General features: G+C 61.6%; 18 protein-coding genes. 4 read left to right on the top strand and 14 right to left on the bottom strand.

Annotation, left to right across the window (positions count from 1 at the left end; all coding sequences use genetic code 11):
* Positions 1-114: 114 nt before the first annotated feature.
* From PMA3_RS16160 to PMA3_RS16200, 9 genes are all read right to left on the bottom strand, one after another.
* On the bottom strand, positions 115-2130 hold the full coding sequence (locus PMA3_RS16160) for a ribonucleoside triphosphate reductase (RefSeq protein WP_064678101.1): 2016 nt from the start codon (positions 2128-2130) through the stop codon (positions 115-117).
* 270 nt (positions 2131-2400) lie between these two features.
* Positions 2401-3393: a GTP 3',8-cyclase MoaA gene (gene moaA / locus PMA3_RS16165; RefSeq protein ID WP_064678102.1), complete on the bottom strand. Its 993-nt coding sequence runs from the start codon at positions 3391-3393 to the stop codon at positions 2401-2403.
* 25 nt (positions 3394-3418) lie between these two features.
* Positions 3419-4378 carry a peptidylprolyl isomerase gene (locus PMA3_RS16170; protein WP_064678103.1) on the bottom strand — a complete coding sequence of 320 codons (960 nt, stop codon included), beginning with the start codon at positions 4376-4378 and terminating at the stop codon, positions 3419-3421.
* A 10-nt stretch (positions 4379-4388) separates the two neighbouring features.
* Positions 4389-5069, bottom strand: coding sequence for a respiratory nitrate reductase subunit gamma (gene narI, locus PMA3_RS16175; protein WP_064678104.1), 681 nt, complete (start codon positions 5067-5069; stop codon positions 4389-4391).
* Positions 5062-5817 (bottom strand): nitrate reductase molybdenum cofactor assembly chaperone, encoded by a 756-nt coding sequence (gene narJ, locus PMA3_RS16180; RefSeq protein ID WP_064678105.1) that lies wholly within the window; start codon positions 5815-5817, stop codon positions 5062-5064. Before narJ ends, narI begins: the two co-directional genes overlap by 8 nt.
* Before the next feature lie 2 nt (positions 5818-5819).
* Positions 5820-7358 carry a nitrate reductase subunit beta gene (gene narH / locus PMA3_RS16185; protein WP_064678106.1) on the bottom strand — a complete coding sequence of 513 codons (1539 nt, stop codon included), beginning with the start codon at positions 7356-7358 and terminating at the stop codon, positions 5820-5822.
* A gap of 1 nt (position 7359) precedes the next feature.
* On the bottom strand, positions 7360-11133 hold the full coding sequence (locus PMA3_RS16190) for a nitrate reductase subunit alpha (RefSeq protein ID WP_064678107.1): 3774 nt from the start codon (positions 11131-11133) through the stop codon (positions 7360-7362).
* A gap of 69 nt (positions 11134-11202) precedes the next feature.
* Entirely contained in the window at positions 11203-12600 is a 1398-nt protein-coding gene (locus tag PMA3_RS16195) for a NarK family nitrate/nitrite MFS transporter (RefSeq protein WP_064678108.1), read from the bottom strand.
* Positions 12578-13882 carry an MFS transporter gene (locus PMA3_RS16200; protein WP_064678109.1) on the bottom strand — a complete coding sequence of 435 codons (1305 nt, stop codon included), beginning with the start codon at positions 13880-13882 and terminating at the stop codon, positions 12578-12580. The genes PMA3_RS16195 and PMA3_RS16200 overlap by 23 nt, the downstream gene beginning before the upstream one ends.
* A gap of 427 nt (positions 13883-14309) precedes the next feature.
* Between PMA3_RS16200 and PMA3_RS16205 the strand changes: the two genes are divergently transcribed.
* From PMA3_RS16205 to PMA3_RS16220, 4 genes are all read left to right on the top strand, one after another.
* Positions 14310-16112 carry a HAMP domain-containing protein gene (locus PMA3_RS16205; protein WP_064678110.1) on the top strand — a complete coding sequence of 601 codons (1803 nt, stop codon included), beginning with the start codon at positions 14310-14312 and terminating at the stop codon, positions 16110-16112.
* Entirely contained in the window at positions 16109-16756 is a 648-nt protein-coding gene (narL, locus tag PMA3_RS16210) for a two-component system response regulator NarL (RefSeq protein WP_064678111.1), read from the top strand. Before PMA3_RS16205 ends, narL begins: the two co-directional genes overlap by 4 nt.
* Before the next feature lie 86 nt (positions 16757-16842).
* Positions 16843-17517, top strand: coding sequence for a Crp/Fnr family transcriptional regulator (locus PMA3_RS16215; protein WP_064678112.1), 675 nt, complete (start codon positions 16843-16845; stop codon positions 17515-17517).
* A 75-nt stretch (positions 17518-17592) separates the two neighbouring features.
* On the top strand, positions 17593-17991 hold the full coding sequence (locus tag PMA3_RS16220) for a putative zinc-binding protein (RefSeq protein WP_064678113.1): 399 nt from the start codon (positions 17593-17595) through the stop codon (positions 17989-17991).
* 118 nt (positions 17992-18109) lie between these two features.
* Here the strand turns inward: PMA3_RS16220 and ubiT are convergent, their stop codons facing one another.
* The 5 genes from ubiT to moaB form a co-directional block, all read right to left on the bottom strand.
* On the bottom strand, positions 18110-18580 hold the full coding sequence (ubiT, locus tag PMA3_RS16225; RefSeq protein ID WP_064678114.1) for a ubiquinone anaerobic biosynthesis accessory factor UbiT: 471 nt from the start codon (positions 18578-18580) through the stop codon (positions 18110-18112).
* The gene (locus PMA3_RS16230) at positions 18574-19464 is read right to left on the bottom strand and encodes a U32 family peptidase (RefSeq protein WP_064678115.1); all 891 of its coding nucleotides are present in this window, start codon (positions 19462-19464) and stop codon (positions 18574-18576) included. Before PMA3_RS16230 ends, ubiT begins: the two co-directional genes overlap by 7 nt.
* Before the next feature lie 10 nt (positions 19465-19474).
* Complete coding sequence (gene ubiU, locus PMA3_RS16235; RefSeq protein WP_064678116.1) at positions 19475-20470, bottom strand: ubiquinone anaerobic biosynthesis protein UbiU; 996 nt, start codon at positions 20468-20470, stop codon at positions 19475-19477.
* Positions 20471-20592: 122 nt separating this feature from the next.
* Positions 20593-21828 carry a molybdopterin molybdotransferase MoeA gene (locus tag PMA3_RS16240; protein ID WP_064678117.1) on the bottom strand — a complete coding sequence of 412 codons (1236 nt, stop codon included), beginning with the start codon at positions 21826-21828 and terminating at the stop codon, positions 20593-20595.
* On the bottom strand, positions 21825-22379 hold the full coding sequence (gene moaB / locus PMA3_RS16245; protein WP_064678118.1) for a molybdenum cofactor biosynthesis protein B: 555 nt from the start codon (positions 22377-22379) through the stop codon (positions 21825-21827). Before moaB ends, PMA3_RS16240 begins: the two co-directional genes overlap by 4 nt.
* Between the last annotated feature and the right edge of the window lie 121 nt (positions 22380-22500).

A 22500-nucleotide genomic window follows, 5' to 3' on the forward strand; every position in this document is an offset into this window, starting at 1 on the left:
TCTCCCCCTGTAGGAGCCGGCTTGCTGGCGAAGACGGTCTGACATCCGGCATTGATGTTGGCTGACAGGCCGCCTTCGCTGGCAAGCCAGCTCCTACAGGGGGTGTGGTCGGCTTCAGTGAAGGGAACCGCTCTGTTGTTCTTTTAGCAGCAGAACCTCGTCGCATTTGGGGCAGAACTCGTGTTCGCCATCGAGGTAGCCGTGCACCGGGCAGATGGAGAATGTCGGGGTCACGGTCAGGTACGGCAGGCGGAAGCGGCCAAGGGCCTTGCGCACCAGCTGTTTGCAGGCTTCGGTAGAGGAAATCCGCTCGGCCATGTACAGGTGCAGGACCGTGCCCCCGGTGTATTTGCATTGCAATTCGTCCTGCAGCTCCAGGGCTTCGAAGGGGTCGGCGGTGTAGCCCACCGGCAATTGCGAAGAGTTGGTGTAGTACGGCGCCTGGGTGCTGCCGGCCTGGAGGATGTCGGGGTAGCGCTTGATGTCCTCCTTGGCGAAGCGATAGGTGGTGCCTTCCGCCGGGGTCGCTTCGAGGTTGTACATATGCCCGGTTTCCTCCTGGAAACGCAGCAAGGTGGCGCGCACATGGTCCAGCATATTCAGGGCAAACTGGCGGCCGTATTCGGTGTGCATGCCCTCCTTGTCGCAGGTGAAATTGCGCAGCATTTCATGCATGCCGTTGAGACCGATGGTGGAGAAATGGTTGCGCAGGGTCCCGAGGTAACGCTTGGTGTAGGGGTACAAACCGGCATCCATGTGGTGCTGGATCACCTTGCGCTTGACCTCCAGGCTCTCCATCGCCAGCTCCATCAGCGTGTCCAGGCGCTGCAACAAGCCACTGACATTGCCCTTGAACACATGACCCAGGCGCGCACAGTTGATCGTCACCACACCGAGCGATCCGGTCTGTTCCGCCGAGCCGAACAGGCCGCCGCCCCGCTTGAGCAACTCACGGACATCCAGCTGCAAGCGGCAGCACATCGAGCGCACCTGATTGGGCTGCAGGTCCGAATTGAGGAAGTTCTGGAAATACGGCAGGCCGTACCGCGCGGTCATTTCGAACAGGCGGTCGGCGTTTTCACTGTCCCATGGAAAATCATGGGTGATGTTGTAGGTCGGGATTGGAAAGGTGAACACCCGCCCTTTCGCATCGCCGGCCTGCATCACCTCGATGTAGGCGCGATTGAGCAGGTCCATTTCCACCTGCAGGTCGCCATAGGCAAAGGGCATTTCCTCTCCGCCGATGACGGGGATCTGCTCACGCAAATCCTGCGGGCAGACCCAGTCGAAGGTCAGGTTGGTAAACGGCGTCTGGGTGCCCCAGCGCGAAGGCACGTTGAGGTTGTAGATGAACTCCTGGATCGCCTGGCGCACCTCCTGGAAACTAAGTCGGTCCTTGCGCACGTAGGGGGCCAGGTAGGTGTCGAACGAGCTGAACGCCTGGGCACCGGCCCATTCGTTTTGCAGGGTGCCGAGGAAGTTCACCATCTGCCCCAGGGCACTGCTCAGGTGCTTGGGCGGACCGGCTTCGACCCGCCCCGGCACCCCGTTGAGGCCCTCGTGCAGCAGGACGCGTAGCGACCAGCCGGCGCAGTAACCGGCGAGCATGTCGAGGTCGTGCACATGCAGGTCCGCCTCGCGGTGGGCCTGGCCAATGGCCTCGCTGTACACCTCGTCCAGCCAGTAGTTGGCGGTGACCTTGCCCGATACGTTAAGCACCAGCCCGCCCAGGGAATAGCCTTGATTGGCGTTGGCCTGGACTCGCCAGTCATCGCGGTCCAGGTATTCGTTCATCGAGGTCGCCACTTCGACCAGGGTCCGGCGATCGCGGCGCAGGCGTCCGTGTTGTTCGCGGTAAACGATGTAGGCGCGCATGGCGAAGAAAAACCCGGCGTCCATCAAGACGCGCTCGACACGGTCCTGGACCTGCTCGACGTGCAGTCTTGGCAATCCTTCCAGACGGGCCAGTACGGCTTCAAGCAAGCCGTCGACTTCATCTGCGGTGTATTCCCCGGTCGCCTTGCCGGCGGCGATCAACGCCTGGCGGATTTTGTCCGCGTCGAAGGCGACCAGACTGCCGTCGCGTTTGTGCAAACGGTTGAATCCTGTTGCGATCAGCGTGCTCTGCATTCGGGGCTCCAGACACTACATATAGATGTTTAAAATAAAATAAACACAACATGCAGTGTAGATTACGGATAAAGGGCTGATCTGCAATTGATCGATATCAAGAATTCCCGGACAAAGCGAAAGACGCAAATGAATGACATGCCCGGGATAACGTCCCTGTAGGAGCGAGCTTGCTCGCGATGGACTTCAAGCTGATGCGTTTCGTCAGGAACCCCACGTAATCGTTAACGACCATCGCGAGCAAGCTCGCGCCTACAGGGGCTGGTCAGTTCAACCGCCGCTCATGCTCATGAACCGTACGATCTGCACCTCCCCCTCCGGGCTGAAATCATGGCGCAGGGGCTTGCCGCGCAAGGCGTTGTGGATTGCATTGATCACCGGCTGGTCATCCAGCGGATAACGCCGCAGCAATCCGCGTAAATCCAGGGCATCCTCCTGCCCCAGGCACAGCAACAGCTTCCCCTCCACGGTCATCCGCACCCGATTGCAGCTGCCACAGAAGTTGTGGCTGTTGGGTGAAATGAAGCCGATGCGGGTGTCGGGGTGGCGCTCCAGGCGCACATAACGCGCCGGTCCGCCGCTGTTTTCCGTGCTGTCGAGCAAGCGATGCCGCCCAGCGATCAGTGTGCGCACTTCGTCGCTGGAACAAAACGACTCGCCCCGGGAACGCCCGACATCGCCCAGGGGCATCTCCTCGATAAAGCTGATATCGATGCGCTGGTCGATGGCGTATTGCACCAGTGCCGGGACCTCATCGAAATTACGCCCCTTCATCACCACGCAGTTGAGTTTGACTCGCTCGAACCCCGCGCCGCGCGCCGCTTCAATGCCGCCCAGCACCTGGTCGAGATCGCCGTTGCGGGTGATCGCCCGAAACTTCTGCCCGTCCAGGCTATCGAGGCTGATGTTCATCCGTTTGACCCCGGCCTCTACCAATGGCCTGGCCAGCCGCCCCAATTGCGAGCCGTTGCTGGTCATCACCAGTTCACGCAAACCGGGCAAGGCGGCGATGTTGCGGCACAAACCGACAATGCCCGGGCGAATCAGCGGCTCGCCACCGGTGAGGCGGATCTTGCGCACGCCCTGGCCGACGAACAGCGTCGCCAAACGCTGCAACTCCTCCAGGGTGAGCACCTGCTGACGCGGCAGGAAGGTCATGTTTTTCGCCATGCAATACACACAGCGAAAATCACACCGGTCCGTCACCGACATCCGCAGATAATCGATCTGGCGTCCAAAACCATCTTGCATCACAGCGTTCATCACATCTCCCGGTTTGCCTCGATGCTCACTGCACCAGCGGTGAGTCGGCGCCCTGCAAATGGATGCCACGAATATCCGCTGCACCAATCAGGGTTTGCAGATACTGCACCAGCGCTTTCTGCCAGACGCCTTGCTGCAACTGCGTGCGGATCGCCGTCGACACCACTTCATAGGGCAACGGCATGCCTTCGATTCGTTGATCGACACTGATCACATGCCAGCCGTAGCGACTTTCCAGCGGTTTGCTGGCCAGGCCCGGTGCCAGGGTGAACAATTGACGCTCCAGTTCAGGCACAGTCTGGCCCTTGCTGATCTGCCCCAAAGAACCGCCTTGAGCCTTCGATGGGCAGGCCGAATATTTCACGGCCAGCTCGGCGAAACTGCCGGGGAATTCTTCCAGTCGTTGCAGCAGAACTTCCGCCTGATCATGCGCAACGGCGCGCGCCTCGACATCATCCGGTGCGCATTCGAGCAGAATGTGCCGAACCGCCAGCAACGGTGCGCTGTGGAAGCGCCCGCGATTATTTTCGTAGTAGCGCAGGCTGGTTTCCTCGTCACACTGAGGCACGGTCACCTCACGCTCCAGGAGCAAGCGCGTGGCCGCTTCTTCTTCGTTCTCACCGGCCCCGATCTCCAGCGCCACACCGAGCTCGGCGATGCGCTGCTGCAACAGTTCGCGGATCACCAGCGCCCGGGCGGCCAGATAGACCGCCTCCTCGCGGCTTTCGGCCGGGTGATATTGCAGCTCCTGGGCCATCGCCTCCGGGGTGATCGACACCTCGTTGACGCTGATGATCGGCCACTCCTGTTCACTGCTGGCGATCAACTGCGCCGGAGCGTCATCAGCCGCCGCAGGCTCCACCGGCAGCGCTTCGAACTGCGCCTGTGCTACCGGCGCGATCTCGAGGACCTCCTCGGCTTTTTTGGAAGAACCGCAGCCACCGCTGCCCCCTTTACCGCCACCACATCCACATCCACCTGACATGATTGTCTCCTCAGTACTTCTGACGAACGATTTGATAACGACGCCCCAGGTACCAGATCGGTGCGCTGATCATGTGTACGAGACGTGTGAAGGGGAACAGCACAAACAGGGTCAAGCCGAGAAACACGTGCAACTTGTAGATCAGCCCGACCGGTGCGATGGCCGCCGCTGCTTCCACCGGACGCAACAGCACGGTGTTCTGCGCCCAATCGGCGAGCATCACCATGACCGAGCCGTCCATATGCCCGGTGGACGCGACGATTGTCAGCAGACCGAGCAGCAACTGCGCCAGCAGCACCAGCAGAATCAGGATGTCCGAAGGACTGGAGGTGGCACGGACCCGAGGGTCGCTGAGCCGCCGGTTAACCAGCATCAGCAGGCCGATCAGGCACAGCAGGCCGAAGAACCCGCCCGAGACCATTGCCAGCAACTGCTTGTTCTCAGTGCTGATCACGTGGTGATAAATCGACGCCGGGGTCAGCAGGCCGACAAAGTGTCCGGCCAGCACGAACAACACACCGATGTGGAAGAAGTTGCTCGCCACGCGCATGCCGCGCTGATTGAGCATCTGGCTGGAGCCCGCCTTCCAGGTGTACTGCGACAGATCGAAGCGCGCCCAGCTGCCAATCAGGCAAATCGCCAGGGCGAAATAGGGATAGACCCCGAACAACAACAGGTTCCATTTAGACATTGCCTACCTCCTTGGCTGGCACGGCGGCCAACCCTTCATGCTGAAAATCCACCCAGTGCAACGGCACCGCGCTTTCTTCCCGGGCCTTGCCCGGTGCGCTCGGCAGCGAACTGCAACGGTCCTGCTGTTCGGCCTGGAGGAAATCCACGGCCTCCTCTTCCCAGATCTTGTCGAGGGCTTCGAGGGAGTCGTCGCGCGGTTCCGCCGCGACCTGCGCCCGCAGGTCGGCGACCGCTTGATGGGGCTCGGCCCCGGCAATCTGCAGCAATGCCCGGAAGCAACTGGCATAGGCGCTTTCACGCTCTTCCAGACGCGCCGCGAGCAAGGCCAGCAGGTGCGATACATCCGCCAGGCCCTCGCGGGCCTCGATGTCTTCGCGGGTGGACAGGAACTCCAGATACAGCGGGATATAGTCCGGCAGCTCCTTGACGCCGATGGCAAAACCGGCGGCTTCGTATTGCGCCATCATGTCGACCATGGCCTGGCCACGGTCCCGGGACTCGCCGTGCACGTGCTCGAACAACAGTAGCGACAACGAGCGCCCCCGACCGAACAGCGCACCGTAGTGTTCCTGCCCGTCCATCAGGTCATTGGCGCAGATCAGCTCGAGCAATTCGAACAACGCCGCGCGCTGCTTCGGGCTGATTTCCCGGCACTGAATGATCGCTTGCTCCAGTTCGTCGCGACCGCCAATCAGTGTCTCGGTCGGGTAATCGAGCAACAGCGAAATCACTTTGAGAATTTGCATGCTCACTCCTCCCACAACTGCACGGTTTTCAGGATGTCGCGGCGGTTGGCCTTCTTGGCGCCGAACATGTTGGTGTCGGAGCTGCCGCTACAGCCGCTGCCGAAACTGAAGCCACACCCGGAACGCTCGGCGAAGGCGTCGCTCATGGCGTCCTCGCGGTGGGCACTTGGCACCACAAAACGGTCTTCATAGTTGGCGATCGCCAGGTAGCGGTACATCTCCTCGACCTGGGCCACGCTCAGGCCGACATCCTCAAGCACTTGCAGGTCCTGAACACCGTCGACCTGCTCGGAACGTTTGTAGGCGCGCATCGCCAGCAAGCGTTTCAGCGCACGCTTGACCGGTTTTTCATCGCCCGCCGTCAGCAGGTTGGCCAGGTACTTCAGTGGAATGCGCAGGCTGTCGACGTCCGGGATCACCCCGTTCATGCCGACGGTGCCGGCGGTCGCGGCGTTCTGGATCGGCGACAGTGGCGGTACGTACCAGACCATCGGCAAGGTGCGGTATTCCGGGTGCAGCGGCAGGGCGAGTTTCCAGTCCACGGCCATTTTGTAGACCGGCGAACGCTGAGCGGAATCGATCACCGATTGCGGTACGCCATCGGCCAGGGCCTGACGAATCACTGCCGGATCGTTCGGATCGAGGAAGATCTCCAGTTGTTTCTCGTACAGGTCCTGCTCATTGGCGGTGCTCGCCACTTCGCTGATGCGGTCGGCGTCATACAGCAGCACACCGAGGTAACGAATGCGTCCGACGCAGGTTTCCGCGCAAACGGTCGGCATCCCGGCTTCGATACGCGGGTAGCAGAAGATGCATTTCTCGGACTTGCCGCTCTTCCAGTTGAAATAGATCTTCTTGTACGGGCAGCCGCTGATGCACATCCGCCAGCCACGGCACTTTTCCTGGTCAATCAGGACGATGCCGTCTTCTTCACGCTTGTAGATCGCCCCGCTCGGGCAAGCCGCTGCGCACGTCGGGTTGAGGCAGTGCTCGCACAGGCGCGGCAAATACATCATGAAGGTGTTTTCGTACTCGCCGTAAATGTCCGCCTGAATCTTGTCGAAGTTCTTGTCCTTGCGACGCTTGGCGAATTCGGTGCCGAGGATTTCCTCCCAGTTCGGGCCCCACTCGATTTTCTCCATGCGCTTGCCGGAGATCAGCGAGCGCGGACGCGCAGTGGGCTGATGCTCGCCCAGCGGCGCGGTGTGCAGGTGCTGGTAATCGAAGTCGAAGGGTTCGTAGTAATCGTCGAGGCTCGGTAGATCCGGGTTGGCGAAAATGTTCGCCAACACGCGAAATTTACCGCCGATGCGCGGGTTGATCGTGCCGTTGGCATTGCGGATCCAGCCGCCCTTCCACTTGTCCTGGTTTTCCCATTCTTTCGGGTAGCCGATCCCGGGTTTCGATTCGACGTTGTTGAACCAGGCGTATTCCATGCCTTCGCGGCTGGTCCAGACGTTTTTGCAGGTGATGGAACAGGTGTGGCAACCGATGCATTTGTCCAGGTTCAGAACCATGCCGATTTGTGAGCGAATCTTCATCTCAGTTCTCCTCGATATCGGTCGGCAGTGGACGCGGCAGGTCATCGCCACTTGAACCATCGAGCCAGTCGACTTTGGACATTTTGCGAACCACGACGAATTCATCGCGGTTGCAACCGACCGTGCCGTAATAGTTGAAACCGTAGGCCTGCTGGGCATAGCCGCCGATCATGTGGGTCGGCTTGAGCACAACGCGGGTGACCGAGTTGTGGTGGCCGCCACGGGTCTTGGTGGTTTCCGAACCGGGCACGTTCACGATTCGTTCCTGGGCGTGATACATCATCACCATGCCGTCCTTGACCCGTTGGCTGACCACCGCACGGGCGGTCAGTGCACCGTTGATGTTGAAGCACTCGATCCAGTCGTTGTCCTCGATGCCGGCGCTTTTCGCGTCGTTCTCCGAGAGCCAGACAATCGGCCCGCCACGGCTGAGGGTGAGCATCAGCAGGTTGTCGCTGTAGGTGCTGTGGATGCCCCACTTCTGGTGCGGGGTGATCCAGTTCAGGACGATTTCCTTGTGGCCGTTGCTGCGCTTGCCTTTCACCCCTTCGATGGTGCGGGTGTTGACCGGCGGCCGATAACTCATCAGTTGCTCGCCGAACGCCTGCATCCACGGGTGATCCTGGTAGAACTGCTGGCGACCGGTGATGGTGCGCCATGGGATCCCTTCGTGAACGTTGGTGTAGCCGGCGTTGTAGCTGACGTGATCGTCTTCGAGCCCCGACCAGGTCGGGCTGGAAATGATCTTGCGCGGCTGTGCCTGAATGTCGCGGAACCGAATCGCCTCGTGAGCCTTGGACAGCGCCAGGTGGCTGTGGTCGATGCCGGTGAACTCCGACAGCGCGGCCCAGGCCTTGACCGCCACCTGACCGTTGGTTTCCGGCGCCAGCGACAGAATCACTTCTGCGGCATCGATGGCCGTGTCGATTTTCGGACGGCCGTGGCTGATGCCGGCATCGCCTTCTTTGTGATTGAGTTCACCGAGGAATTTCACTTCGTCTTCGGTGTTCCAGTTGATGCCCTTGCCGCCGTTGCCGTGTTTCTCCAGCAATGGCCCGAGGGACGAGAACTGTTTGTAGATGTTCGGGTAGTCACGCTCCACCACATGCAGGTTCGGTGCGTTCTTGCCCGGCACCGGTGCCACGCCGTCGCTTTTCCAGTCGGTGCCGCCAAAGGGTTGGGCCAGTTCGCCGACGCTGTCGTGCATCAGCGGGATGGTCACCAGGTCCTTTTCAACGCCCAGGTGCCCTTCGGACATGCTGGAAAACGCCTTGGCGATGCCTTTGTAGATTTCCCAGTCGGAACGCGATTCCCATGCCGGGTCGATCGCTGCCGACAACGGGTGAATGAACGGGTGCATGTCCGAGGTGTTCATGTCGTCTTTTTCGTACCAGGTCGCGGTCGGCAACACGATGTCGGAATAGACGCAGGTCGAGGACATGCGGAAGTCCAGCGTAGTGACCAGATCGAGCTTGCCGATGGCGCCCTCGTCCACCCATTCGGCTTCTTCGGGTTTGCAGTCGCCGACCTGGCCGATGTCTTCGTTCATCACACCGTTTTTGGTGCCCAGCAGGTACTTGAGCATGTACTCGTGGCCTTTGCCCGAGGAGCCCAGCAGGTTGGAACGCCAGATGAACATGTTGCGCGGGAAGTTGACCGGGCTGTCCGGCTGTTCGCAGGAGAAACGCAGCGAACCGTCCTGCAGCGACTTGACCACGTAGTCTTTCGGGTCCATGCCGGCTGCCGCCGCGTCGCGGCAAATGTGCAAAGGGTTGGTGTTGAGTTGCGGTGCGCTGGGCAACCAGCCGGCACGTTCGGCGCGGATGTTGTAGTCCAGCGCATGCTCGGGGAATTGCGATTTATCGGCCAACGGCGAGAGCACGTCGTGCATGCTCATTTTCTCGTGGCGCCACTGCGAACTGTGGGCGTAGAAGAAGCTGGTGCCGTTCATTTGGCGAGGCGGACGGTTCCAGTCCAGGCCGAACGCCAGGGGCAGCCAGCCGCATTGCGGACGCAGTTTTTCCTGGCCGACGTAGTGCGCCCAACCGCCACCGGTCTGGCCTACACACCCGCAGAGCATGAGCATGTTGATCAGCCCGCGGTAGTTCATGTCCATGTGGTACCAGTGGTTCATCGCCGCGCCGACGATGATCATCGAGCGGCCCTTGGTCTTGTCGGCGTTGTCGGCGAACTCACGGGCAATCTGGATGGCTTTCTCACGGCTGACGCCGGTGATCTGCTCCTGCCACGCCGGGGTGCCAGGCACCGAGGCGTCGTCGTAATCCTTGGCCACGTTATCGCCGCCGAGGCCGCGATCGATGGCCAGGTTGGCGGCCGACAGGTCGAACACGGTGGCGACTTTGGCCACCCTGCCGTCCGCCAGCACCACGTTATGCACTGGCACGCGGCGGTATTGCACGGCATCGCCGGCCACGTGCTGGAAGTGCTCGTGGGACTCGCCGGCAAAATACGGGAACGCCACTTCGGCAACGTCATCGCCGATCAGGCTCAGTTTCAGATCGATCTCACGGCCTTCGCCGCCTTCACGGGGCAGGATGTTCCACTTGCCCTTCTCGCCCCAGCGATAACCGATGGAGCCCTGAGGGGACACCAGTTCGCCGCTGACATCGAGGGCGATGGTTTTCCATTCCGGGTTGTTTTCCTGGCCGAGGTTGTCGGTCAGGTCACTGGCGCGCAGGAAGCGGTCCGGCTGGTAACCGGCGCCCGGTGCCTTGTCGACCATTTGCTTGAGCAGCACCAGCACCGGCAAATCGGTGAAGCGCTTGGCGTAGTCGGTGAAATAGGCGCTCGGTTTGTCCAGGTGGAATTCTTTGAAGATCACATGGTTGAACGCCTGGGCCAGCGCCGCATCGGTGCCTTGCTTAGGGTTCAGCCACAGGTCGGTGAGCTTGGCGACTTCCGAGTAGTCCGGGGTGATCGCCACCGTCTTGGTGCCCTTGTAACGGACTTCGGTAAAGAAGTGCGCGTCGGGGGTACGGGTCTGCGGGACGTTGGAGCCCCAGGCAATGATGTAATTGGAGTTGTACCAGTCGGCCGATTCCGGCACGTCTGTCTGCTCGCCCCAGACCATCGGCGAGGCCGGTGGCAAGTCGCAGTACCAGTCGTAGAAACTCAGGCAGGCGCCACCGATCAGCGACAGATAACGCGAGCCTGCGGCGTAGCTGACCATCGACATGGCCGGGATCGGCGAGAACCCGACGATCCTGTCGGGGCCGTATTGCTTGATCGTATAGACGTTGGCGGCAGCGATGATCTCGTTGACTTCTTCCCAGTTGGAGCGAATGAAGCCACCCATGCCGCGCTTGCTTTTATAGGAGTCGGCCTTGGCCTTGTCCTCGACGATGCTGGCCCAGGCTTCCACCGGCGCCATGGTCTGCCGCGCATCGCGCCAGAGTTTGAGCAACGGCTTGCGGATTTTCGGGTACTTGAGCCGGTTGGCGCTGTAGATGTACCAGCTGTAGCTGGCGCCACGGGGGCAGCCACGGGGCTCGTGGTTCGGCAGATCGTTACGGGTACGCGGGTAGTCGGTCTGCTGGGTTTCCCAGGTGATCAGGCCGTTCTTGACGTAGATTTTCCACGAGCAGGAGCCGGTGCAGTTCACCCCGTGGGTGGAACGCACGATCTTGTCGTACTGCCAGCGCGAACGGTAGACGTTCTCCCAGTCGCGGGACTCCTTGCGGGTCTCGCCATGACCGTCGGAAAACTCGTTTTGCTTGCGATTGAAAAACTTCAGTTGATCCAGTAAATGACTCACGGTGTAGTCCTCTCAGGCTTGCTGCGGGGTTCTGTGCCCCGCCCACGCAATGGTTGGATTCGGGTCGTCTTAGCAGGGAGTCGCGGCGCCTTTGCGCGCGTACCACCACCACGTCACCACGATGCAGCTCAGGTAAAAGCCGACGAACATGTAGAAGGCCATCTCCGGGCCACCGGTCAGGGCCATCGAAGAGCCGAAGGATTTGGGAATGAAGAACGCACCGAAGGCGCCCATGGCCGAGCTGAAGCCCAGGACCGCGGCTGACTCTTTGCCGGCGTTTTTCAAGGCTTGTTCGCGTACTGCCGGTGGTTTTCCGGCCGAGGCTTTTTCGTGCTGGGTGCGGAAGATCACCGGGATCATGCGGAAGGTGGAGCCGTTGCCGATGCCGGTGGTAATGAACAGCAGCATGAACATGCCGAGATAGCCGTAGAAGTTGCCGGGCTCACCGTTCTGCGGCAGGAAGTGCATGACGCCGAAGACCATCGCGATCATCGCCACGAAGTTCCACAAGGTCACCTTCGCGCCGCCGAGCTTGTCCGCCAGCCAGCCGCCCAATGGGCGTACCAGCGCACCGACCAACGGGCCGAGGAAGGCGAATTTCAAGGCGATGACATCAGGAAACGAGGTTTTGATCAGCAGTGGAAATGCGGCGGAGAAACCGATGAACGAACCGAAAGTCGCCAGGTATAACCAGCACATCAGCCAGTTGTGTTTGCGTTTGAAGATGACCGCCTGCTCGCTGAAGGAAGCGCGGGCACTGGACAGGTCATTCATGCCGAACCAGGCCAGCACCGTGACCAGGACAATGAACGGCACCCAGATGAAACCGGCGTTCTGCAACCACAGCTGGCCACCGTCCGGCAGGGCTTGCGGCGAGCCGCCCATGAAACCGAACACACCGAAGGTAATCACCAACGGTACACAGAACTGCATCACCGAGACGCCCAGGTTGCCCAGCCCGGCGTTGAGGCCAAGGGCCGTGCCCTGCTGCGACTTGGGGTAGAAGAAGCTGATGTTGGACATGCTCGAGGCGAAGTTGCCGCCACCAAAACCGCAGAGCAAGGCAATCAACACGAACACGCTGTAAGAGGTGCTCGGGTCCTGCACGGCGAAGCCCATCCAGATCGAGGGCAACAGCAGCGATGCGGTGCTCAGGGCGGTCCAGCGCCGGCCGCCGAAAATCGGCACCATAAAGGAATAGAAGACGCGCAAGGTCGCCCCCGACAGCCCCGGCAACGCCGCCAGCCAGAACAGCTGGTCGGTGGTGAAGCTGAAGCCGATGGCGTTCAAACGCACGATCACCGTGCTCCAGACCATCCACACCGCAAAGGCCAACAGCAGCGCAGGAATGGAAATCCACAAGTTGCGCGTGGCGGTCTGTTTGCCGCTACTTCCCCAGAATGCTGGGTCCTCGGGGCGCCAGTCATGAATGACCGGGCCTTTGTCAGGCTTTTGCAGAACGGACATGTTCTTCTCCTAGGGCAATGCTGGAAAACGGGGACTGGGTCAGCGGCGGCGCTTTACCCAGCACCGGGCTTTTGCGTATCTCGCTGAAGTACATCCAGGTGAGGGAGACCCAGACCACGCCGTACATCAACATGAAGCAGGAAGAGCGCACGCCGGTGAGGTCCACCAGGGCGCCGAACAGGATTGGCAACACGAAACCGCCCAGGCCACCGGCGAGGCCGACGATGCCGGACACCGCACCCATGTTTTTCGGGTAGTCGTTGGCGATGTATTTGAAGACCGAGGCCTTGCCGAACGCGAAGGCGATGCCCATGACGAACAGCAGCACGGTGAACAGCGCGGGATTGAGGCCGATGTGGAAATCCACCGGGCCGTTGATCGTTTGCACTTGCAGTTGGGTCTGGGGATACGAGAGCAGGAACAGGCAGATCCAGCTGACCCACAACACCCACCAGGTCACGCTTTGCGCACCCCAGCGATCCGACATCCAGCCGCCGACGGCACGCAGCACGCCGCCGGGCAGGGAGAAACAGGCCGCCAGCAGCGCCGCGCTTTGCAGGCTGAAACCGTATTCCTGCACGTAGTACTTGGTCATCCACAGCGCGAGGGCGACATAACCACCGAAAACGATCGAGTAGTACTGGCAGTAGCGCCACACCGCCGGGTCCTTCAGCGAGCTCAATTGCTCACGCAACGTGGCGCCAGTGGCACTGCGGTGGTCCTTGTTTTCGGCGCTGAGGAACCAGAACAACAACGCGGTAATAAAGAGGATCGCGCTGAAGACTTTCGGCACCAGCTGCCAACTGCCGGCAGCGATCAGCGCCGGGGCGAGAAACTTGGTCACCGCGGCTCCGGCATTCCCGGCGCCGAAGATGCCCATGGCGAAGCCCTGGTTCTCCTTGTCGAACCATTTGGCGACGTAGGCAATCCCCACCGAGAACGAGCCGCCGGCCAGGCCTACAAACAAGCCCAGCACCAGGAACTGCCAGTAGGCGGTGGCGTGGCTGATCAGGTACAGCGGAGCGACGCAGGCCAGCATCAGCAGGAAGAACACGCTGCGCCCGCCAAAGCGGTCGGTCAGCAAGCCCAACGGCAAACGCACCAGCGAGCCGGTCAGTACCGGGGTCGCGGCCAGCAGGCCGAACTGGGTTTCGTTGAGCTGGAGAAGGTCCTTGATCGGTACACCGAGCACGGCAAACATCATCCAGACCATGAAACAGACAGTGAAGGCCAATGTGCTCATGCCCAGCACCAGGCCTTGTCGTACACGGGGTTGGGTCACGATGCTCTCCAGTCAGTTAGCCACGGCTGCAGACTAGAGAGGCCGACCCCGCAAAAACTTGATCCATATCAACGTAGCCCATGGGGGCATAGGCCTATGCTTGTGCGGTCTACCTCTAAGGAGGTAGTACAGGGAAACCCTGAAACCGTTGGTTTATCAGCGTCTTAGGGATTTCTTCCAAGGTTTTTGCTGACACGGATCAGTCGACAACTCTTTAGAGGTAGCGCGCCCGGGATCGGCGGTTGTTCTTTAAAATCGCCTTCGCGGGCAAGCCTCGCTCCTACAGGAGTCAAGGCCGGACATCAAAACGGGAACGACTTCAATCCTGTAGGAGCGAGGCTTGCCCGCGAAGAGGCCATAACGAACAACGACCTACTCTGGAGCTGTGCATGCTCGTCTTTCCTGTCCTTTCGACGGACCTGCGCTGATGCTGCGCTGGTTGCGCAGCTCCCTGCCCGCTCGCGCCGGGCTGGCGGTGATCCTGATCGCCGTGCTCGCCCTCGCCAGCTCATTGAGCGCCGGGCTGATCGCCTGGTTCAGCCAGGGCGATGCGGCGGCGATCAACACCGCGGGCTCGGTGCGCATGGAGACCTATCACCTGAGCTGGAAACTGGCGGCAGGCGCCTCCCGCGAAGACATCACCAGCGTTGCCGACAGCCTGCAGAATCGCCTCAACAGCCATTCACTCAAGGCGGTGCTGGAGGATGGTCCGAACACCGCTTTGCAAATCAGCTACGGGCAACTCCAGCAGTACTGGACCGAGCATTTGCGCCCGGCACTGGAACGGGGCGATGGTGCGGCCTTCCAGGCCAACGCCCTGCCCTTCGTCGAACAACTGAATCAGTTCGTCAGCCTGTTGCAACGCCGCAGTGAACAAAAGCAAGGCTGGCAACAGGTGATCCAGGGCCTGGCCCTGTTCACCACCCTGATCGTCCTGCTGATCGGCTTGTATGAATTGCAGTACAGCGTGATCACGCCCCTGCAGGAGCTGGTGCTGGCTACCCAGCGCTTTCGTCGCGGTGATTTCAAGGTGCGGGTCAATCATCAATCCCAGGACGAGCTGGGTCAGTTGGCCACGAGTTTCAACGCCATGGCCGAGACGATCGAAGAGTCGCACCGCACCCTGGAGAGTCAGGTGCGGCAAAAAACCCTGAACCTGCAGCAAGCCAATGCCGCCCTCGAGCTGCTGTACCAGAGCAGCCGCAGCCTGGCCACACGCCTGGCCAATGCCGAAGGTCTGGATGAGTTGATCCGGCGCTTCCAGCAACGCCTGCCGGGCTTGCGCCTGTCGCTGTGCCTGCAAGGGCAATCCCAGGCGCCGGCCCAGCAGTTGCTCGCCCTGCATGGCGCGAACATCCGCGAAGTGTGCGCCAGCAGCGATTGCGCCACCTGCCAGAAGCACCATACCGCCAGTCCGCAAACCTTCAGCATCAGCAACCAGGGCAACGAACTGGGGGAACTCAAGGCGCATTTTGTCGACGGCCATCCCACGCAAGCTTGGGAAACCCAGCTGATCCAGGCCCTGGCCAACCTGATCGGCACCTCGCTCTCGCTCAAGCGCCAGCGGGAACAGGATCACCGGCTGTTGTTGCTCGACGAGCGCACGATCATCGCCCGCGAGCTGCATGACTCACTGGCCCAGGCCCTGTCCTACATGAAGCTGCAGGTCAGTCGCCTGCAGACCCTGATGCGCCGTGGTGAGCCGGTGGAGACCCTGGAAAACGTCACGGCGGAACTGCGCGAGGGGCTGAACAACGCCTACCGCCAACTGCGCGAGCTGCTGACCACCTTTCGCTTGCAGATCCACGATGCGGGGCTGGTGCAGGAACTCAGGGACACCGCCGAGGAGTTTTCCCGACGCGGGGATTTCCAGGTGCACCTGCATGTCGACGCATTGGCTTTTCAGCTATCGGCCAGCGAGCAAATCCATATTTTGCAGATCACCCGCGAGGCGCTCTCCAACTGCCTGCGCCACGCCCATGCGCAAAGCGCCTGGCTCGAACTGCGTCAGGACGGTGAAACCGTCAGGCTCAGCGTCGAAGACGACGGGCGCGGGTTCAGCGGCAAGGTCGATCAGCGCGAACACCACGGCCTGAACATCATGGATGAGCGGGCGCGCAGCTTGCGCGGCCAATTGCAGATTATTTCCAGGGCGCCCCAGGGCACCCGCGTCCAGCTGGAATTCCGCCCGGAGTTTCTCGGACAGCAAACAGAAGGTAGCGTCACATGACTCCGTCCCCGCGACACCGAATCCTGCTGGTCGATGACCATCCGATGATGCGTCACGGCATCCGCCAGATGCTCGAGCTTGAAGATGACTTCGAGATCGTCGGCGAAGCCAGCCACGGCGAAGAAGCCCTCACCTTGATCGAGCCGCTGCGACCGGACCTGGTGCTGCTCGACAACAACATGCCGCAAATGAACGGCATCGAAACCCTGCGTCAATTACGGGCGATGCACTACAGCGGCAAGGTGCTGCTGTTCACGGTCTCGGACGCCGAAGACGATATTCGCGACGCACTGCGCCTGGACGCCGACGGCTATCTGCTCAAGGACATGGAGCCCGAACTGTTGGTGCAGTACATCCGCGATGCCTTGCACGGTGCGCTGGTGATCAGCCCGGGCCTGACCCAAGTCATGGCCCAGGCGCTGCGCTCGCCGCCGCGCCAGGCCGTGGTGGAGCTGACCGAGCGGGAACGCCAGGTCCTGAAAACCATCGCCAGCGGCTTCAGCAACAAGGTCATCGGGCACAAGCTGGGCATCACCGAAGGCACGGTCAAGGTTCACGTCAAGAACCTGCTGCACAAACTCGGCTTGCGCTCGCGGGTCGAGGCGGCGGTGTGGGCCATGGAGCACTTGCGCAGTGCGGGCTGAGGGACATGCCTCTTTCGAGGTAGTCCTGCAGAGGCATAGGGCAATTGCCGCATGCTCTTTACTATGACCGTCAGCGGAGGTACGCCATGCTGACCCACCCTTCCATCGTTTTAACGTTGCGCCGGCACCACCTGTTCAGCCAACTGCCGGAGAAAGTCTTCGAGGAAGTCTGCGCCCTGGCCATGCTCAAGCGCCTGAGTTGTCACAGCACGCTCATGCACCAGGGGGATCCTGCCAAGCGCTTTTTCCTGCTGGTCAGCGGCCAGATCAAGCTGTACCGGCTCACCGGCGAAGGCCAGGAAAACCTGGTGGAGATCATCCAGCCCGGCCAGACCTTTGCCGAGGCCTTGCTGTTCAGCCAGGCCCGGCTGTACCCGGTGAGCGCCACGGCGCTGAAGGACAGCGTGCTGGTGAGTATCGAGGGCAGCCATTACCGCAGCGCCCTGGAGGACCAGCCGAAGGTGTGCCTGGCCATCCTGGCGAGCATGAGCGTGCACCTGCACCTGCGGCTGCGCGACATCGACACCTTGACCATGGCCAGCGCGAGTCGGCGGGTGATCAATTTCCTGTTCCAGGAGCGCAACCCGCTCACCAACCGGATCGTCTTGCAGGTCTCCAAACGCCTGGTGGCGTCCAAACTCGGGATTCAGCCGGAAACCTTTTCGCGGATCCTGCATCGGCTGGTCGACAGCGGCCTGATCGCCATGGAGCGGCGCAATATCAGCATCCTCGCCGAAGAGGATCTGGCAGCATTTCAATAGATGCAATTGACCGCAGTCATTGCGCAATGCCACCGGCGTTGCACACTGGACCAGTCCATCCCATGGAGAGTGCCCATGCCCCGTTCAACCTTGCCTTTGGTGTACGCCTGCTCAGGCTGTAGCAATGTGGCCCAGCTGGCCAACACCCTGGCCGTGCGCCTGGATCGCAGCGGCCTGGCGGAAATGTCCTGCATCGTCGGGGTTGGCGGGCACGTGGCGGCGCTGGTCAACAAGGCGGCCTCGGGTAGGCGGATCTTTGCGCTGGACGGTTGTGCGCTGGAATGTGTCGAGAACTGCTTGAAGCAGCATGACCTTCATGCGGATGTGCACCTGATCCTCAACCAACACGGCCTGCGCAAACGCAATGGCGAAGACTGCACCGAGGCGCAGGGCGAGGAGTTGTTTGAAGTGATCAGGCAGTTGATTGCCACTGATGCCTTGCAGGAAGAAAACCGCCAGGAAACGATGGCCTGAGAAACAACAAAAATCACTGTGTGGGCTTGCCCGCGATGGCGGTGGCACATTCAACATGGATGTCGACTGTTGTACCGCCTTCGCTGGCAAGCCAGCTCCCACAGGGGTTATGTGTTGGTCAGCTTGCCGCCAAGCCCTTCCCTGCCCGTTCCAGATTGCGCCACAACCACACCGGCAACACGTCAGGATCCAGGCTGTCTATCAGGTTCTTCAACGCCAGCCCCAGCTCGGTATCGCCCTCGATCACCAGGCGCCGGCGAAAGAACAGCGTGTCCGGGTCTTCCTGACGGCTGGCCAGCAGCAGAAACTCCCGCCAGTTACCACTGATGGTCACATCCGCTGGGGCGTGCCCGGCAATCCGCAAGCCTTCCCGGCTGAGCGTCAAGTACCAGGACAACCCCAGATCCGGAATCCGCAGGCACAGCCAGCGCCCGCGCAACACTTCAAATTCGCCGTCGCGCAACGGCTCGGCCAGGCAGCGATTGAGCGCCTGCTGCAACGCCAGGCGCTGCACCGCAAACGGCACCTTGCGCACCAGCGGCAATAACCGGTCGGCACCTTTCAACAACCACTTTTTACGATTCAACACAGGCCGACCTCCTCGACGCGCAACATCCCGGCCTGGCCATGCCAATAACCATTGCAACCTTCGACGAACAACGGCGGCATCTCGCCCAGACGAACCCGCTGATAGGCGGCAACCACCTCGGCCATGCCTTCAGCCCGGGGGCTCAGGCGCAACAGATCGGCACCGCAGGCCACCAGCCCGGCGTAATCCGCCAGCAGATTGGTCACCTCGGCCGACATCGTTTGAATGCCGTTGATGGTGAACAACGCCTGCCCTTCCTGACTGGTCAACGCCAGGCCATCGGGGTAGTTGATGCAGCAAAACTGGCAGTCGTCCTTGGGCTTGTTTTCCGCCCGAGCCGTGAAGCACCGTGCGGAATAGGCCAAGGGCAAATGCCCATAAGCGAAAATTTCAACCTCAGGCACCGCACGCCCCAGTTCCCGCACCTGGCCAAGCACATCGCCAATCAGCGCCGCCGAGCATTCCACCGGCGGTACCCAACGGATCATGCCGCTGTCCAACAATTGCGCCAGTGCATGACCGTTGTACAAATTCAGCGCCGGACCGCCCACGAACGGCAGCTTGCGCTCGGCCAGCAACTGCACCGCGCCCATGTCGTTGGCCTCCACCAGCAACTGACCGTTGTCGCAGAGCCGGCGCAGGCTGGAAAGTTCGGACGCCGCCTCGATCAGGGTCAGGCTGGAGATCACCAACTGTGCCTGGCTGCATTCCTGTAGTTCGCGACCCAAACCCAGCCATTGATCCAGGGAAAAGGACCGGCGTTTGGAGCACACGGTTTCCCCCAGGTAAATCACGTCCAGGGGCAAGGCCGACATCTCGGCGTAAAACTGACTGAGTTGCTGTTTGTCCCAGTAAAACAGGACAGGTCCAAGGCTGAGCTTCATGTGCCGTCCCTCATTGCCATGATCGATGATAAGCACCCAGGGTGGTCTGGCTGCCTTCGGAAAGACCGGCCAGCACCCGGCGCCATTCGTCCTTGACCCGAAAATTGGCCGGCGCGCCACGGTGGGCATCGAGTGCCGCACGCCAGACGCGGGTGACTTGTTCGACATAGGCCGGGCTGCGTTGGCGGCCCTCGATTTTGACCGCTTCGACGCCGATGGCCGTCAACTCCGGCAGCAGGTCCAGGGTGTCGAGGCTGGTGGGTTCCTCCAGGGCATGGAAGCGTTTGCCGCCGACCAGGAAGCGGCCTTTGCACAGGGTCGGGTAACCGGCCGGTTCGTCGGGAGTGTAGCGGTCGATCAGCACTTCACTGAGGCGTGCGCTCAAGCCTTCGGCGTCTTCGCTCCAGCGCACCGCCTTGGCCGGCGAACAGACACCGCACAGGTTCGGCGACTCGCCGGTAATGTAGGAAGACAGATGACAACGCCCTTCGGCCATGATGCACAGACTGCCGAAACCAAAAACCTCGATGGGCACCGGACTGCTGGCGGCGACCTGGCGCACCTGCGCCAGGGACAACACCCGTGGCAGCACCGCGCGCCGGATGCCGTAGCGCTGCGCATAGAATTGCAGCGCCGCGGCATGGGTCGCCGAGCCCTGGACCGACAGGTGCAACGCCAGTTGCGGATGGCGCTGGCTGGCATAGTTGAGCACCCCGGGGTCGGCGGCGATCAACGCATCCACACCGAAATCGGCGGCGCGATCCACCGCCCGCTGCCAGCGCTCCCAACCCTTGGGTTGTGGGTAGGTGTTGACCGCGACGTAGAGTTTGCGCTGATGCTGGCGGATGTGGGCGACCGCGGCGTCGAACTGCTTGTCGTCCATGTTCAGCCCGGCGAAATGCCGGGCATTGGTGTCATCGCGAAAACCGACATAGACGGCATCCGCGCCTTGGCGAACCGCCGCTTTAAGCGCAGGCAGGTTCCCTGCCGGGCAGACCAGTTGCATGGGTAATCCTCATGGGAAATCGCGTCTCGCCCGTCCATCGACGCCTGTGGCGCATCGGGCGAAAAAGGCGCTGCCAGTCTAGCGAGACCGGCAGGCACAGCCTTGACGGCAATCAATTGCCCTCAATGCATCAGGTCGGCGAAGGACAGGAACTTCACGTTGTCGTGCTTGAGCACTTGCTGTTCGCACTCGATCACCGCCAGGCCTTCGGCCCAACAGGCGGCCGTCAACATCGCCGAGCTTTGCTGCGGGTGCAGCTCCACGCGCAACTGACCGTCAGTGCCAGGGATCAGTCGTGCCCGCAAATACTGGCGACGCTTGTTGCTCTGCAGCCAGTCGAATCCGGCCGGCACGCTCAAGGGCAGCGGCAATACGTCAGTCACCCCCTGGGCCCGAAGCAGCAACGGACGCACCACCACCAACGCGGTAATCAGCGCCGCCGAAGGATTGCCCGGCATACCGATCCAGGGTTTGCCGGCCACTTCGCCGAAGGCCAGCGGTTTGCCCGGCTGGATGGCCAGGCGCCAGAAATCGATGCGACCCAGTTCCTCGATCGCCTGTTTGAGATGATCCTCCCCACCGACCGAGACGCCCCCGGAGCTGAGCAGCAGGTCACATTCCGAAGAGGCCAGGCTCAACGCGTGCCGACTGGCCGCCAACTCATCGGCCATAACGCCATAGTCGTGCACCTCGACGCCCCAGCCGCGCAGTAACGCGGCCAGGCAATGGCGATTGCTGTTGTAGATCTGCCCCGGTGCCAAGGCCTCGCCCGGCTCGCGCAGCTCATTGCCGCTGCTGAGCAGGCACACCTGCAGCGGCCGATAGACCTCGACCCGCGCGATACCGGCGCCGGCCAGCAACCCCACTTCCTGGGCGCGCAGGCGTTTGCCGGCCTGGAGCAACAGATCGCCGCGGCGGACTTCCTCGCCCAGCTTGCGCACGTGATCCCCAGGGCTCACCGCCGGGAAACACACGCGCTCGCCTTCTACCTGGCAGCGCTCTTGCGGCACCACCGTATCGGCACCCGAGGGCAACGGCGCACCGGTGAAAATCTGCACCGTCTGTTGCGCGAGCAAGGGTGAACAGGCTGGGTCGCCCGCGGCAATTCGCCCGCCAAGCGGCAGCCAGCCACCCTCCGCCGGCAGATCGGCGGCCCTGAGGGCGTATCCGTCCATGGCGCTGTTGTCCCAGGCCGGCAGGTTCACCGGGGAATGAATATCGCACGCCAGTACCCGGCCCAAGGCCTGATCCAGATCGATCATCTGCCCCGGGGGCGGCGGCGGTGCCTGATCCAGCAGACGGCGGATGGCCTCGTCCACCGGCATCAGGCTGCCGAGGTCGCACACCCGGGCGCTCATGGGCGTGTCTCGCAGGCGTCGATGAGTCGTTGTGCCTGCGGCTTCAAATGTGGAGCGAAGTTGCACGGGCCGGTGCGGCTGTCCAGCTGTTCGAGCAGGATCTGGTTCCAGGCGGTGCGGCAGGCCCCCGGCGAACCCGGAACACAGCACACCAGCACGCCGTTGCTCATTCCGGCCAGGGCCCGGGACTGCAGGCTGGACATGCCGATTTCCACCAGGGACACCTGGCGGAACAGCTCACCGAAGCCTTCCACGTGTTTGTCCAGCAACGGCAGCACCGCTTGCGGCGTGTTGTCGCGAGCGGTGAAACCGGTGCCGCCGGTCATGAGGATCACTTGTACCCGAGCATCGGCGATCCAGTGGGAGACCTTGGCGCGGATCTGATAAACGTCGTCCTTGACCAGGTCGCGATCGATCAGGACATGCCCGGCGGTCTGCAGCAAATCGGTCAGGGTCTGTCCCGAACTGTCGGTCTCGAAGGTGCGCGTATCGCTGATGGTCAGCACGGCGATGTTCAGGGGTTCGAAAGTGCGTTGCGCCAGATGGGCCATGTCCAGGTCTTCCCGTAGATGAGGGTATGGCCCGAAGCCTGAACCGGAATGGCGCGCGGGCCTATTCCTCCAAGGAGGTACCTCGACAGGGACATAAGAGGATTGTGTCGGGCACACAAAA

This window comes from Pseudomonas silesiensis (assembly GCF_001661075.1).
Classification (GTDB): Bacteria; Pseudomonadota; Gammaproteobacteria; order Pseudomonadales; family Pseudomonadaceae; genus Aquipseudomonas; species Aquipseudomonas silesiensis.

Bases quoted from the DNA above. Each gene is read 5' to 3' on its own strand.
- PMA3_RS16230 (WP_064678115.1), bottom strand. From the start codon at position 19,464: ATGAAGCTCAGCCTTGGACCTGTCCTGTTTTACTGGGACAAACAGCAA.
- PMA3_RS16240 (WP_064678117.1), bottom strand. From the start codon at position 21,828: ATGAGCGCCCGGGTGTGCGACCTCGGCAGCCTGATGCCGGTGGACGAG.
- PMA3_RS16215 (WP_064678112.1), top strand. From the start codon at position 16,843: ATGCTGACCCACCCTTCCATCGTTTTAACGTTGCGCCGGCACCACCTG.
- PMA3_RS16220 (WP_064678113.1), top strand. From the start codon at position 17,593: ATGCCCCGTTCAACCTTGCCTTTGGTGTACGCCTGCTCAGGCTGTAGC.
- moaA (WP_064678102.1), bottom strand. From the start codon at position 3,393: ATGAACGCTGTGATGCAAGATGGTTTTGGACGCCAGATCGATTATCTG.
- moaB (WP_064678118.1), bottom strand. From the start codon at position 22,379: ATGGCCCATCTGGCGCAACGCACTTTCGAACCCCTGAACATCGCCGTG.
- ubiU (WP_064678116.1), bottom strand. From the start codon at position 20,470: ATGCAACTGGTCTGCCCGGCAGGGAACCTGCCTGCGCTTAAAGCGGCG.
- PMA3_RS16195 (WP_064678108.1), bottom strand. From the start codon at position 12,600: ATGTCCGTTCTGCAAAAGCCTGACAAAGGCCCGGTCATTCATGACTGG.
- narJ (WP_064678105.1), bottom strand. From the start codon at position 5,817: ATGCAAATTCTCAAAGTGATTTCGCTGTTGCTCGATTACCCGACCGAG.
- PMA3_RS16205 (WP_064678110.1), top strand. From the start codon at position 14,310: ATGCTGCGCTGGTTGCGCAGCTCCCTGCCCGCTCGCGCCGGGCTGGCG.
- narL (WP_064678111.1), top strand. From the start codon at position 16,109: ATGACTCCGTCCCCGCGACACCGAATCCTGCTGGTCGATGACCATCCG.
- PMA3_RS16160 (WP_064678101.1), bottom strand. From the start codon at position 2,130: ATGCAGAGCACGCTGATCGCAACAGGATTCAACCGTTTGCACAAACGC.
- PMA3_RS16170 (WP_064678103.1), bottom strand. From the start codon at position 4,378: ATGTCAGGTGGATGTGGATGTGGTGGCGGTAAAGGGGGCAGCGGTGGC.
- narH (WP_064678106.1), bottom strand. From the start codon at position 7,358: ATGAAGATTCGCTCACAAATCGGCATGGTTCTGAACCTGGACAAATGC.
- narI (WP_064678104.1), bottom strand. From the start codon at position 5,069: ATGTCTAAATGGAACCTGTTGTTGTTCGGGGTCTATCCCTATTTCGCC.